At 68.2% G+C, this 13280-nt stretch carries 13 protein-coding genes; 8 read left to right on the top strand and 5 right to left on the bottom strand.

Features of this window, described 5'->3' with window-relative positions; all coding sequences use genetic code 11:
• Positions 1-74 precede the first annotated feature (74 nt).
• The 4 genes from ABY44_RS06190 to ABY44_RS06205 are packed head-to-tail and all read left to right on the top strand — an operon-like array spanning position 75 to position 2711.
• On the top strand, positions 75-1016 hold the full coding sequence (locus ABY44_RS06190; protein WP_059651113.1) for a 2-hydroxyacid dehydrogenase: 942 nt from the start codon (positions 75-77) through the stop codon (positions 1014-1016).
• Between the two features lie 26 nt (positions 1017-1042).
• Positions 1043-1975, top strand: coding sequence for a hydroxymethylglutaryl-CoA lyase (locus ABY44_RS06195; protein WP_059695268.1), 933 nt, complete (start codon positions 1043-1045; stop codon positions 1973-1975).
• A 26-nt stretch (positions 1976-2001) separates the two neighbouring features.
• On the top strand, positions 2002-2508 hold the full coding sequence (locus ABY44_RS06200; protein ID WP_027788969.1) for a YbaK/EbsC family protein: 507 nt from the start codon (positions 2002-2004) through the stop codon (positions 2506-2508).
• The gene (locus ABY44_RS06205) at positions 2505-2711 is read left to right on the top strand and encodes a DUF1289 domain-containing protein (RefSeq protein WP_060171983.1); all 207 of its coding nucleotides are present in this window, start codon (positions 2505-2507) and stop codon (positions 2709-2711) included. Before ABY44_RS06200 ends, ABY44_RS06205 begins: the two co-directional genes overlap by 4 nt.
• Positions 2712-2963: 252 nt before the next feature.
• On the opposite strand, the gene ABY44_RS06210 is transcribed toward ABY44_RS06205, so the two are convergent.
• Entirely contained in the window at positions 2964-3866 is a 903-nt protein-coding gene (locus tag ABY44_RS06210; protein WP_027788967.1) for a DMT family transporter, read from the bottom strand.
• A 113-nt stretch (positions 3867-3979) separates the two neighbouring features.
• Here ABY44_RS06210 and ABY44_RS06215 point away from each other — a divergent pair, with 113 nt between their 5' ends.
• The gene (locus tag ABY44_RS06215; protein ID WP_431640969.1) at positions 3980-4471 is read left to right on the top strand and encodes an Lrp/AsnC family transcriptional regulator; all 492 of its coding nucleotides are present in this window, start codon (positions 3980-3982) and stop codon (positions 4469-4471) included.
• A 27-nt stretch (positions 4472-4498) separates the two neighbouring features.
• Here the strand turns inward: ABY44_RS06215 and ABY44_RS06220 are convergent, their stop codons facing one another.
• The gene (locus ABY44_RS06220; protein WP_021157441.1) at positions 4499-5395 is read right to left on the bottom strand and encodes an alpha/beta fold hydrolase; all 897 of its coding nucleotides are present in this window, start codon (positions 5393-5395) and stop codon (positions 4499-4501) included.
• Between the two features lie 292 nt (positions 5396-5687).
• Between ABY44_RS06220 and ABY44_RS06225 the strand changes: the two genes are divergently transcribed.
• Entirely contained in the window at positions 5688-6647 is a 960-nt protein-coding gene (locus tag ABY44_RS06225) for an NAD(P)H-dependent flavin oxidoreductase (protein ID WP_027788966.1), read from the top strand.
• A gap of 121 nt (positions 6648-6768) precedes the next feature.
• Here the strand turns inward: ABY44_RS06225 and ABY44_RS06230 are convergent, their stop codons facing one another.
• The 3 genes from ABY44_RS06230 to ABY44_RS06240 all read right to left on the bottom strand — a co-directional run bounded on the left by ABY44_RS06230 (position 6769) and on the right by ABY44_RS06240 (position 9816).
• Complete coding sequence (locus ABY44_RS06230; protein WP_021157442.1) at positions 6769-7731, bottom strand: LysR family transcriptional regulator; 963 nt, start codon at positions 7729-7731, stop codon at positions 6769-6771.
• 180 nt (positions 7732-7911) lie between these two features.
• Positions 7912-8988, bottom strand: a complete 1077-nt coding sequence (locus ABY44_RS06235; protein ID WP_027788965.1) for a porin — start codon at positions 8986-8988, stop codon at positions 7912-7914.
• A gap of 345 nt (positions 8989-9333) precedes the next feature.
• Entirely contained in the window at positions 9334-9816 is a 483-nt protein-coding gene (locus ABY44_RS06240) for a hypothetical protein (RefSeq protein WP_027788964.1), read from the bottom strand.
• A 346-nt stretch (positions 9817-10162) separates the two neighbouring features.
• On the opposite strand from ABY44_RS06240, the gene ABY44_RS06245 reads away from it, so the two are divergent.
• Positions 10163-11194 carry a bile acid:sodium symporter family protein gene (locus tag ABY44_RS06245; protein ID WP_059492026.1) on the top strand — a complete coding sequence of 344 codons (1032 nt, stop codon included), beginning with the start codon at positions 10163-10165 and terminating at the stop codon, positions 11192-11194.
• A 306-nt stretch (positions 11195-11500) separates the two neighbouring features.
• The coding region (locus ABY44_RS06250) for an EAL domain-containing protein (RefSeq protein WP_431640971.1) at positions 11501-13280 on the top strand (1780 nt) is incomplete at its 3' end.

The following is a 13280-nucleotide window of genomic DNA, read 5'->3' on the forward strand; positions in this document are numbered from 1 at the left end:
CCCGCCGGCGCGCCGCGCCCGGCTCCGCTCGCCGTTCCCGTGACGCGCCTCGCCGGCGCGCGCGCAGTCGTCCAATGAAGATCCTGTTCCATTCCCCGCACCAGGAAGCAGGCGCGTGGCGCGACGAGATCGCGCATGCGCTGCCGGAAGCCGAACTGCGCGCGTGGCAGCCGGGCGACACGGCCGCCGCCGATTACGCGCTCGTCTGGCGCGCGCCGCGCGAATTCTTCACCCCGCGCGACGGCCTGCGCGCGATCTTCAACCTCGGCGCCGGCGTCGACGCGCTGCTCGCGCTCGACCGTGCGCAACCGGGCACGCTGCCGCCGCACGTGCCGCTCGTGCGCCTGGAAGATTCGGGCATGGCGCAGCAGATGGTCGAATACGTGACGCACGCGGTGCTGCGCTACCTGCGCCGCTTCGACGAATACGACGCGCAGCAGCGCGAGCGCCGCTGGCAGCCGCTCGAGCCGCATGCGCGCGCCAGCTTCACCGTCGCCGTGCTCGGCCTCGGTGTGCTCGGCGCGCAGGTCGCGCTCGCGCTCGCCGCGCTCGGCCTGCCCGTGCGCGGCTACAGCCGCAGCGCGAAGCAGCTCGACGGCGTCACGACCTTCGCCGGCGACGGTGCGTTCGATGCGTGCATCGACGGCGCGAAGGTGCTCGTCAACCTGCTGCCGAGCACGCCCGACACCGACGGCATCCTGTCGTCCCGCACATTCGCGCGGCTCGCGCCCGGTGCGTATGTCGTCAACGTCGCGCGCGGCGCGCATCTCGTCGAGGCCGACCTGCTCGATGCGCTCGCGAGCGGCCGGATCGCCGCCGCGACGCTCGATGTGTTCCATCAGGAGCCGCTGCCCGACGATCACCCGTTCTGGCGCGCGCCGCGCATCACGATCACGCCGCACAGCTCGGCCGAGACGCTGCGCGCGGAGGCCGTCGAGCAGATCGCCGGCAAGATCCGCGCGCTCGAGCGCGGTGAGCGCATCGGCGGCATCGTCGACTACGCCCGCGGCTACTGAACCTGCAAGCAAACCTGGAGACAACCATGACGTTCCCCACCGCCGTCAAGATCGTCGAAGTCGGCCCGCGCGACGGGCTGCAGAACGAGAAGACCTTCGTGCCGACCGACGTGAAGATCGCGCTCGTCGACCGGCTGTCGCGCGCCGGCTTCCGCAACGTCGAGGCCGCGTCGTTCGTGTCGCCGAAATGGGTGCCGCAGATGGCCGACGGCGCCGACGTGATGGCCGGCATCGAGCGCCGCGCGGGCACTGTGTACTCGGTGCTCACCCCGAACCTGAAGGGCTTCGAGAATGCGCTCGCCGCGCGCGCCGACGAAGTCGTGATCTTCGGTGCGGCCAGCGAGGCGTTCTCGCAGCGGAACATCAACTGCAGCATCGCCGAGAGCATCGCGCGCTTCGAGCCCGTCGCGAAGGCGGCGAAGGATGCGGGCGTACGGCTGCGCGGCAGCGTGTCGTGCACGCTCGGCTGCCCGTACCAGGGCGAAGTGCCGGTCGCATCGGTCGTCGACGTCGTCGAGCGCTTCGCGGCGCTCGGCTGCGACGAGATCGACATCGCCGACACGATCGGCGTCGGCACGCCGAAGCGCACGCGCGAAGTGCTGTCGGCCGTCACGCGCGTGTTCCCGCGCGAACGCCTGTCGGGCCACTTCCACGACACCTACGGCCAGGCACTCGCGAACATCTACGCGGCGCTGTTCGAAGGGATCGAGATCTTCCACGCGTCGGTCGCGGGCCTCGGCGGCTGCCCGTACGCGAAGGGCGCGACCGGCAACGTCGCGACCGAGGACGTGCTGTACCTGATGCAGGGCCTCGGCATCGACACCGGCGTCGATCTCGCGCAGGTCGTCGCTGCCGGCGACTTCATCTCGAACGCGATCGGCCGCGCGAACGTGTCGCGCGCCGGTCGCGCATTGCTCGCCAAGGCGCAGAGCGCGGCCGACGCCGCGAACTGCGTATAACCCCGGTATTCGATGGATTCCTCAACATGACGACACCCGCTTCATTCGATTCCCTCCCCGATTCCGCGCGACGCGTCGCGCTGCTGCTGCGCGAGCGCGGCCATGCGAAAGGCATCGTGATGCTCGCCGAAACCGGCAAGACGTCGGCCGAGGCCGCGGCCGGGCTCGGCTGCTCGGTCGCGCAGATCGCGAAGTCGATCCTGTTTCGCCGCCAGTCGGACGGCGCGCCGGTGCTCGTGGTCGCGAGCGGCGTCAATCGCGTCGACGAGAAGAAGGTCGCCGCGCAGGTCGGCGCGGTCGGCCGCGCGGACGCGAAGTTCGTGCGCGACAACACCGGCTATGCGATCGGCGGCGTCTGCCCGATCGGCCATCTCGTCGAACCCGTCACGCTGATCGACGCCGACCTGCTCGAGCTCGACAGCCTGTGGGCGGCCGCCGGCCATCCGCACGCGGTGTTCAACCTGTCGCCGAACGAACTGGTGTCGCTGACGGGCGCGCCGGTCGCGGACGTCGCATTGCGGGAATCCGCATGAGCGACGTCGTGGCACCGGTCGGCACGGTGGCCTCGCCGTGCACCGACGTATGCCGGATCGATCCGCGCACCGACTGGTGCGCGGGTTGCCTCCGTACGCGCGACGAGATCAAGGGATGGCGCACGTCGGATGACGACGCGAGGCGCGTGCTGCTCGCGCGGCTCGATGCGCGGCGGCGCCTGATTGCGAGGAGCGGCGCATAAAAAAAAGCCGTTCAGCCTGACGGGCGAACGGCATCGAGATCGGAATCCTGTGAACGTGATCAACGTCACAGCCCGCATCATACGAGCGACGCGCACCGCTCGCATCGGGTGTTTCCCTACAACTTCTTACAGCGTCTTCCACGCGTGCGCGGGCTCCGCTTTTGCTCGCCATGCGCACGCCATCCGCGCGCAATATCCGCTCCCGAAACTCGCATTCGACGCACCGCCGCGACGCCGAATCGTACGACCGTTTCAGTTGCCGACCGCCGCGCGACGCGCGGGCACGATGCGCCAGCCGAGATTCACGCCGGCCGCCGCGAGCAGGATCAGCAGCGCGCCGAGCACCTGCGTCCACGCGAGCGTCTGCCCGAACGCGAAGTGATCGACGACGATCGCGACGACCGGATAGACGAACGACAGCGCGCCGGTCATCGCGGTCGGCAGCTTCTGGATCGCACCGTACAGCAGCACGTACATCAGGCCCGTGTTGACGACGCCGAGCACGATCAGGTCGAGCCACTGCCCGGCCGTCGCGGGCAGCGTGCCGAAGTGGGCGAACGGCGCGAGCAGCACGATGCCGATACCGGCCTGCAGCAGCGCGAGCAGGTGCGGCGGCGTCCCCTTCAGGTGCTTCGTGACGATCGACGAGATCGCATACAGGAACGCCGCGCCGAGCGACAGCGCGACGCCCTCCAGATATTCGCCCGGTACCGCGAGCACGGCCGGCTCGACGCGCACCACGGCGACGAGCCCCACGAACGCGAGCGCGAGCCACGCGAGCGTCGACGCGGTGATCCGCTCGCGGAACACGATCGCGCCGAGCGCGACGAGCATGAACGGCTGCGTGTTGTAGACGGCGGTCGCCATCGAGATCGATGCGCGCGAATAGGCGGCGAACAGCAGCAGCCAGTTCGCGACGATCGCGATGCTGCCGAGCGTCGCGAGCGCGAGCATCCGCGGCGAGAACAGCGCGCGGCGCAGGAAGCCGAATGCCGCGCAGACGATCGCGAGCGTCGCGGCGCCGAACAGGCAGCGGAAGAACACGACGTTCGTCAGCGGCTGCTGCGACGACATCACGAGCCAGCCGATCGTGCCGGACATCAGCATCGCGACGACCATCTCGGCGGCACCGCGGCGAATTTCATTCGAGGCCATCATGAACTCCATTGAAAGAGAGTGGATGACCTCGATTCTAGAAACTTGCTTTCGCCGCAACCACGGCTAAACTGAAGCGAATCAGCCGATTGACCTTCGAAAGCAAAGCGATCATGCCGAAACGCCTTTCCCCGCCCGCCGTCGCGTCGCTCGACGCGACCGACCGCGCGATCCTCGCGGCGCTGGCCGACGACGCGCGTATCGCAACCAGTGAACTCGCCCGGCAGATCGGGCTGTCGGCCCCCGCGACCACCGATCGTGTGCGGCGGCTCGAGGCGCAAGGCGTGATCGCCGCGTTCACCGTCGAGCTCGACCCGCGCGCGCTCGGCTACACGCTGCAGGCGATCGTCCGCGTGAAGCCGCTGCCCGGCCAGTTGCATCTCGTCGAAGAGATGCTGCGCCGGATTCCCGAATTCGTGGAGTGCGACAAGGTCACCGGCGACGACTGCTTCATCTGCCGGCTCTACCTGCGCACGATCGCGCACCTCGACGACATCCTGTCGAAAGTGACGGAGCGCGCCGAGACGAGCACCGCGATCGTGAAATCGACGCCGGTGCCGCGCCGGCTGCCGCCGCTCGTCGAGGACGACGGCGCGCACCGCTGAGCACCGGCACGCGCCGCCCGCGTGCCGTCAGGCGGCCGCGTCGCGCGCCTCGAAGAACGCGAGCAGTTCGTCGATCAGCGCGACGGGCGCCTCTTCCGGAATGTAGTGCCCGCAGTCGAGCGCACGGCCGCTGACGTCGCGCGCGACGCGGCGCCATTCGTCGAGCGGATCGAAGCAGCGGCCGACGATCCCGTGCTCGCCCCACAGCACGCGCAGCGGGCACGCGACCTTGTTGCCGCGCTCGAGATCCGCACGGTCGTGCTCGAGGTCGATCGTCGCGGATGCGCGGTAGTCCTCGCACATCGCATGCACGGCGCCCGGCTGCGCGAGCGCGGCCCGGTACGCGGCGAGCGCCTCGGGTGCGAACGGCGCGAGCCCGGCGGACCGGTTGCCCATCACGCGTTCGATGTACGCATCGGTATGCGCGCCGACCAGCGTCTCGGGCAGCGGCTCCGGCTGAATCAGGAAGAACCAGTGGAAATACGCGGTCGCGAACGCGCGATCGGTTTTCTCGTACATCGCGAGCGTCGGCGCGATGTCGAGCAGCATCATCCGCTCGACGGCATCCGCATGATCGAGCGCGAGCCGGTGCGCGACCCGCGCGCCGCGATCGTGCGCGCACACATGGAATTGCTCGAAGCCGAAGTGCCGCATCACGGCGACCTGGTCGGCCGCCATCGCACGTTTCGAATACGGCGCGTGCTGCGCGTCGCTCGGCGGCTTGCCCGACGCGCCGTAACCGCGCAGGTCGGTGGCGATCACCGTGAAATGATTCGCGAGCGTTGCGGCAACGCGATGCCAGATCATGTGGGTCTGCGGATGTCCGTGCAGCAACAGGAGCGGCGGACCCGCGCCTCCTTTGACACCGAAAATGTCGGTGTCCTGCACCGTCACGCGAAACGGTGCAAACGCCTCAAACGACATGGTTTGTTTCTCGTTGGTTTGTTATGGCGGTTATTTTAGGAGCGCTGGCGCGTCTTCACAGCGCGGTAAACACCAGAATCCCTAGAAAGAGAACACTCACTCGATTGCCGCCACACCGCGCGATTTGCTAAGCTCGCGTAGAATCGCACGATCGTTCGTATTAATCAGGACGACCTCGTTTTGCAGCTTCGCTTTACCGCTTCGTTCCGCAGCTACACTCGAATGACCGTTCGACCGCAAAGCATGGCGGCGGCGTGACCGCGCGGCCGCCCCTGGAGACTGGAGACATTACATGGCATTGCCCACCGTCCTGCAGAACCTGACGCTGCCCGTCATCGCGTCGCCGATGTTCATCGTCAGCTACCCCGAACTCGTGCTCGCGCAATGCAAGGCGGGCATCGTCGGTTCGTTCCCCGCACTCAACGCCCGTCCGGCCGAACTGCTCGACGAGTGGCTCACGCAGATCCAGTCCGAGCTGGCCGACCACAAGGCGAAGCACCCCGACGCCGTGATCGGCCCGATCGCGGTCAACCAGATCGTCCATCAGTCGAACACGCGGCTCGAGCACGACGTGCGCGTGTGCGTCGAGCACAAGGTGCCGATCTTCATCACGAGCCTGCGCGCGCCGGCGCGCGAGATCGTCGACGCGGTGCACAGCTACGGCGGCATCGTGCTGCACGACGTGATCAATCTGCGTCACGCGCAGAAGGCGCTCGAAGCCGGTGTCGACGGGTTGATCCTCGTCGCGGCCGGCGCAGGCGGCCACGCGGGCACGACGTCGCCGTTCGCGCTCGTCGGCGAAGTCCGCAAGATCTTCGACGGCCCGATCGTGCTGTCCGGCTCGATCGCGAACGGCGGTTCGATCCTCGCCGCGCAGGCAATGGGCGCCGATTTCGCGTACATGGGCACGCGCTTCATCGCGACGCAGGAAGCGCACGCGATCGACGACTACAAGCACGCGATCCTGAACGCGAAATCGTCGGACATCATCTACACGAACCTCTTCACGGGCGTGCACGGCAACTACATCCGCGAGAGCATCGAGAAGGCGGGCCTCGATCCGGACGCGCTGCCGGAATCCGACAAGACCAAGATGAATTTCGGCGGCGACAAGACGAAGGCGTGGAAGGACATCTGGGGCGCCGGCCAGGGCGTCGGCCTGATGGACGACCTGCCGAGCGTGGGCGCGCTCGTCGAGCGCCTGAAGCGCGAGTACGACGACGCGAAGGCGCGGCTCGGCATCCCGCGCTGACGGATGCGGCGGCCATGGCGGCCGCCGCCGGCGCGCATCCCGTCGGACCAAACAAAAAAGCGCGAGCTGCAACGGCTCGCGCTTTTTGTTTTCATCGCCCCGCCGCGGCGGGATGCGCGGTTCACACCGCGCGCTTCATCCGCGTGATCGGCAGCACGCGCAGGCGCGATTCGATCGACGGGCACAGCGACTGCCCTTCGAAACGCGCCGCCAGGAAATCGACGAACGAACGCACCTTCGCGGACACGTGACGGCGGCTCGCGTAGACCGCATAGATCGGCGCCTCGTGCGGCGGCACCGCATCGATCAGCACCGGCACGAGCCGGCCGGACTCGATGTCGTCGCCGACCACCTCGGTGCCGAGCAGCGCGATGCCCGCGCCCGCGAGCACGGCCGCACGCAGCCCTTCGAGATGGTTCACGATCAGGTTGCCGTTCAGGTTCACGCGCGACGCGGCGGCCGCGTCGATCACCAGCGCGTCGAGCATCGTCGAATTCGAGTCGCGCCGCAGGTAGTTGTGGTGCGCGAGATCGGCGATCGTCTGGGGCGTGCCGTGCTTCTCGAGATACTCGGGCGACGCGACCAGCAGGATGTGCGCGGTCGCGATCTGCCGCGCGACCAGCGACGACGATTTCAACCCGTTCGGCGCCGCGCGCACCGCGACGTCGTAGCCTTCCTCGATCAGGTCGACCACGCGATCGGACAGCGTCATGTCGACGGTCACGTCCGGGAACCGGCCCGCATAATCGGTGACGGCCTGCATCACGTGCCGCAGCCCGAACGCGGACAGCGACGTGACGCGCAGCCTGCCTTGCGGCACCACGCTCGCGGCGCCGACGGCCTGCCCGGCTTCGTCGAGTTCCGACAGCGCCTGCACGAGGCGCTCGTAGTATTCGCGTCCGGCCTCGGTAGGCGCGACGCGTCGTGTCGTGCGATGCAGCAGCCGCGCACCGAGCTGCTGCTCGAGATGCATCACGTGCTTGCTCGCCATCGCAGCCGACATCTGCATGCGCTCGGCCGCGCCGACGAAGCTGCCCACTTCGACGACGTAGCGAAACACATTCATGCTGACGAGGGTATCCATCGAACTCGCTCGTAATGACGGGGGAATGGTCCAATTACGAGATAGGGTAACAAAGGCGGGGAAACAGAAAGGTCAAGAAAGGCAAAACGGCGCCGCGGGTGGCGGCGCCGTTCTGGCGGGAAAACATGCAGCCCGGACGCGCTTTTCGCACGCGTCCGGCGCGGCGGTCGCGCGTGCGCGTCAGAACTTCGCGCGGATGCCGGCGCCGAACGTGTTGCCGTTCGACAGGCCGCTGATGTGGTCGTTCATGTAAGCAGCGTAGACGTCCGTGCGCTTGGACAGCGGATAGTCGTAGCCGACGGCCCAGGTCTGGCGAGTCTGGTCGAGGCCGCCCGCGTCGCGCGAGTACGCGTACGACGCCATCGCGTTGCCCACGCCGAGCGGCACCGACACGCCGCCCTGCGCGGTATTCACGTGCCAGCTGCCCGCGACCTGGTCGTTCTTCGTATACATGTACTGGCCGAACAGCTTCACGTACTTCAGGTCGTAGGTCGCGCCGACTTGCGCGATGCCCTGGCTCTTCATGCCGGCCACCAGCGCGCTCAGGTCGCGCGGGCCGTTGTTGAAGTTCACGTACTGGTAGACCGCGGTCGCCGCGAACGGGCCGTTCGCGTAGTTGAACTGCGCGCTCCACTTCTTCGAGCCGTTGTCGCCGGCCTGGTTGCCGAATGCGTACATCGCGCCGAAATTCAGGCCACCGAACGAAGGCGACGTGTACGACAGCGCGTTGTTCCAGCCCGAATCGCCGACGGCACCCTGGTCGCTCGGGTAGGTCGGGAACGTGCCGAGGCCGAGGAACACGTGGTACACCATCGGCGAGAACGTGTACGAGTCGTAGAACGGGTTGAACAGGATCGTCGACAGGAACAGGTGCGTCGTCAGGCGGCCGGCCGTCACCGTGCCGTACGGCGAGTCGATGCCGACGTACGCGTTGCGTGCGAAGAACGTGTCGCCCTGGAAGCGGCCGAACTGGCCGTTCTGCGCGCGGAAGAAGCTTTCCAGCGTGAAGATCGCCTTGTAGCCGTTGCCGAGATCCTCGGCGCCGTGCATGCCCCAGTACGACGTCGACATCCCGCCGCCGCTCACGTTCCACGCGCGGTCGCCGCCCGGGAACTTGGTGGCGCCGACCCATTCGTCGACCTGACCGTAGAGCGACACGCTCGACTGTGCATGGACGGGAGCGGTAGCCGCCACGCAGGCAGCCGCGGCGATCAGCTTGACGGACGTGCGCGACGCACGGCGAGCGAATGCTTTCATTGGATCTCCAGATTTTGTCGAATTGTCGATAAGTGGCGCGAGCGTTGTTTTTTGGAGCCGAGTGCTTGCGTCGTATGGGGCGCAGCCATCTTTACGGATCATTCGTCCGGTCAAAATTGCGCACACTTATTGCGGGTATAGCGGCAGCATTAACTTCGCGGAATTGATACATGGCCGGGTACCCGCCGACGGCCCGGCGTGGACGCGGTCGCACGGCCGGACGGCCGCGTGGCACATGCGAGCCGGGCGCGAAAGATAGCGCAATGCGACGGGAAAATCAGCGGAAATCTGTGCGCGACTGTGGCGAATTCGCATCAGCCGCCGGAGGGACGAGCGCGCGGGCGCTCAGTTTCGGTAGAACGGGGAGAAATACGGCGAGTGCGCAGGCTCTTCCTGCGAGCGGGGCGGCGGCATCGGACGGCCGCCGCGCTCCTCGTTGTAGCGCGCGACGTCGGCGCGGATCGAACCGGCGCGCAGCGGCACGTTGCCGCCGCCCGGCGGCCGCGGCATCTGGCGCACGTCGGCGCTGATCGGGCGATACGGGCTTTGCGCGGCGTAATGACCGTACGACGGCGTCGGCCGCAGCCCCCAGCGGGAACCGTAGCCGCTCACGCCGCCGGCGCGTGCACCGACGGGGGGCGTAACGTGGCGCCAGACGGGAACCCCGCCGGCCGGCTGACCGTATGCGCGCATGTCGCCGCCACCGAAACCGTGGCCGCCGAATGCATGACCGCCGTGCGGCGGCTGCGCGAGCGCGAACGGCATCAGCAACGCGCCGAGTGCGCCTGCGACCCATCGTCCGATCTTCCGTTTCACCCGTTCCGTCATCGTGCAATGCCTGTCCATGCCCGCCGCCGGCTTCTTTCGGCCGACCCAAGGCTTTCAGCAGTAATTTATGAGCGCGCCGAAAGCGTGTCGAGCCAAAAAGTGTTATGTCGCCGGCATCGGTGTAACACCATGTTACTGCTAGGTTTTTTCACTTCGGCACGCGACCGGGACAGAACATTCTTCTGCCGTTTTGCGCATGGCCGGGCCGGTGCCGTGAACGCAGTCGCATGAGACTGATTCATCAATCGATTCCCACAATGAATTTGTGTAGTGAATCATCAACCGGGACAATGGCGCCATCCGCGCGCGCGACGCGCGCCCCCGTCGTTTCCGAATCGAGTTCCCGATGGCCCGTCCCCGTTTTCTTCCTGACAACTTCACGCTCGCGCTCGTCGGCACCGTCGTGCTCGCGAGCCTGCTGCCCTGCCGCGGCCCGGCCGCCCACGCGTTCAACTGGGCGACCAACATCGCCGTCGGCCTGCTGTTCTTCCTGCACGGCGCGAAGCTGTCGCGCGAAGCCGTCGTCGCGGGCGCGACCCACTGGCGGCTGCACGCGGTCGTGCTGCTCAGCACGTTCGCGCTGTTCCCGCTGCTCGGCCTCGCGCTGAAGCCGGTGCTGCAGCCGCTCGTCACGCCGACGCTGTACGCGGGCGTGCTGTTCCTGTGCACGCTGCCGTCGACGGTCCAGTCGTCGATCGCGTTCACGTCGATCGCGAAGGGCAACGTGCCGGCCGCCGTGTGCGCGGCATCCGCGTCGAGCCTGCTCGGGATCTTCGTCACGCCGGCGCTCGTCGGGCTGATGATCACGTCGCAATCGGCCGCCGCCGCGTCGCCGTGGAGCACCGTCGGCAGCATCGTGATGCAGCTGCTCGTGCCGTTCATCGCCGGCCAGTTGCTGCGGCCCGTGATCGGCGGCTGGATCGACCGCAACCGCGGCGTGCTGCGCTTCGTCGACCAGGGCTCGATCCTGCTCGTCGTCTACGTCGCGTTCAGCGAGGCCGTCAACGAAGGCCTCTGGCACCAGATCCCGCCGCGCGCGCTCGGCGGCCTGCTCGTCGTCAACCTCGTGCTGCTCGCGATCGCGCTCCTGCTGACCGCGTTCGTCAGCAAGCGGCTCGGCTTCAACCGCGCCGACCAGATCACGATCATCTTCTGCGGATCGAAGAAGAGCCTCGCGGCCGGCGTGCCGATGGCAAAGGTGATCTTCTCGGCGAACGCGGTCGGGGCGATCGTGCTGCCGCTGATGCTGTTCCACCAGATCCAGCTGATGGCGTGCGCGGCGCTCGCGCAGCGCTGGGGGGCGCGCGACATGAGCGGCGAGCACGACGAGGGCGACGCGGCATCGGCGCCCGGCGCGCTGAGCGCGGGCAAGCGCTGACGATCGGGACGGCGGGACGGCCGCCGGGTGGTGCCGTCCCGGGGCTATTCCTTCCGCCTTCTGCCTTCTGCCTTCTGCCTTCCGCCTTCTGCCTTCCGCCTTCCGCCTTCCGCCTTCCGCCTTTCCGCCTTTCCGCCTTCCCGCCTCCCGCCTCCCGCCTTCCCCTGCAACGCCCTTCCACCCACGCACCGACACGCCCCCGACGCGATGCACCAGCAACGCCCATCGCGTCACGAAATCTTCATTCAACTCTCCGCGAGCGGTGCCGTTAAGTCGGGCGTCCCGTCGATTCGGCTGCCCTCGCCCATGCCCGCGCCCCACCCCGACTCCGCCGCCACCCGCACCACGCGCCTGATCGCGGATCGTGCGCTGGCCGCCGTCTTCCAGCCGATCGTCGATCTCGGGTCGGGGACGGTCGTCGGCTACGAGGGCCTGATACGCGGCCCGCGCGGCACCGACCTCGAAACGCCCGCCGCGCTGTTCACGCAGGCCGCGCGCGACGGCGAGACCATCGCGCTCGAACAGGCCGCCGCGCTCACCTGCCTCGACGCGTTCGCAGCGCTCGGCTGCGACGGCAAGCTGTTCCTCAATTTCAGCGCGGGCACGATCCTGCAGCTCGCGCGCGAACGCGAGCGCGCCCGCCAACTGCTCGACCGTGCCCGGGTCGGCGCCGAGCGCATCGTGATCGAACTGACCGAGCAGAACGCGACGACGGACATCGCCCACATCGAGCCGGCCGTCGCGTCGCTGCGCGACGCCGGCATCCAGTTCGCACTCGACGACTACGGCACCGCGAACGCGAGCATGAACCTGTGGCTGCGCCTGCATCCGGACGTCGTGAAGATCGACCGCTTCTTCATCCACGACATCGCGCGCGACCCGCTGAAGTTCGAGGCCGTGAAGGCAATGCAGCACTTCGCGCAGGCGAGCGGCGCGCAACTGATCGCGGAAGGCATCGAGAACGAAAGCGACCTGATCGTCGTGCGCGACATGGGCATCTGCTGCGTGCAGGGCTTCCTGCTCGGCCGGCCGAACGCGCGGCCGTCGCGGGTCGTCGCACCGGCCGCGCGCGACGCGATCCGCGCGCCGCACATCGCGGTGTTTCCCGGCGCGACGCGCCCGGTGCGGCCGGCCGGCACGATCGCCGGGAAGATGCTGGTTCCGGCGCCGGCGCTGCCGCGCGACGCGACCAGCAACGACGTGCTCGACCTGTTCAACCGGATGCCCGACCTGCACGCGGTCGCACTCGTCGAGCGCGGGCGACCCGTCGCGCTCGTGGATCGCCGCGGCTTCATCGACCGCTTCGCGCTGCCGTACCACCGCGAGGTGTTCGGGAAGAAGCCGTGCCTGACGTTCGCGAACGACGCGCCGCTGATGATCGACAACGCGACGACGTTCGAGCAGCTCGCGATGCTGCTCGCGAGCCACGACCAGCGCTACCTCGCGGACGGCTTCGTCATCACCGAACACGGCCGCTACGTCGGGCTCGGCACCGGCGAGAGCCTCGTGCGCGCGGTGACCGAGATGCGCATCGAGGCCGCGCGCTATGCGAACCCGCTCACGTTCCTGCCCGGCAACATCCCGATCAGCGCGCACATCGACCGCCTGCTCCAGCGCGACGCCGGCTTTCATGCGTGCTACGTCGACCTGAACCAGTTCAAGCCGTTCAACGACCAGTACGGCTACTGGCAGGGCGACGAGGTGCTGAAGTTCGCCGCGACGGTGCTGGCCGGCGTGTGCGATCCGCAGCGCGACTTTCTCGGGCACGTCGGCGGCGACGATTTCCTCGTGCTGTTCCAGCGCGACGACTGGCGCCAACGCGCCGCCGACGCGATCGCGCGCTTCAACGACGGCGCGCAGCACTTCTACACGCAGGCCGACCGGCAGGCGGGCGGGCTGCGCGGCGAGGACCGCCACGGCAACCCGGCGTTCTTCGGTTTCGTGACGATGGCGATCGGCGCGGTCGGCGTGCCGGCCGGCGCGCACGGCGCGAAACGCTACGGCAGCGACGAGATCGCATCGGTCGCCGCGCTCGCGAAGCGGCGCGCGAAACAGCAGCCGGACGGGCTTGCGGTCGTCGACCTCG

Origin of the sequence: Burkholderia sp. ZZQ-2 (assembly GCF_050768715.1) — a bacterium.
Lineage (GTDB): Bacteria > Pseudomonadota > Gammaproteobacteria > Burkholderiales > Burkholderiaceae > Burkholderia > Burkholderia cepacia.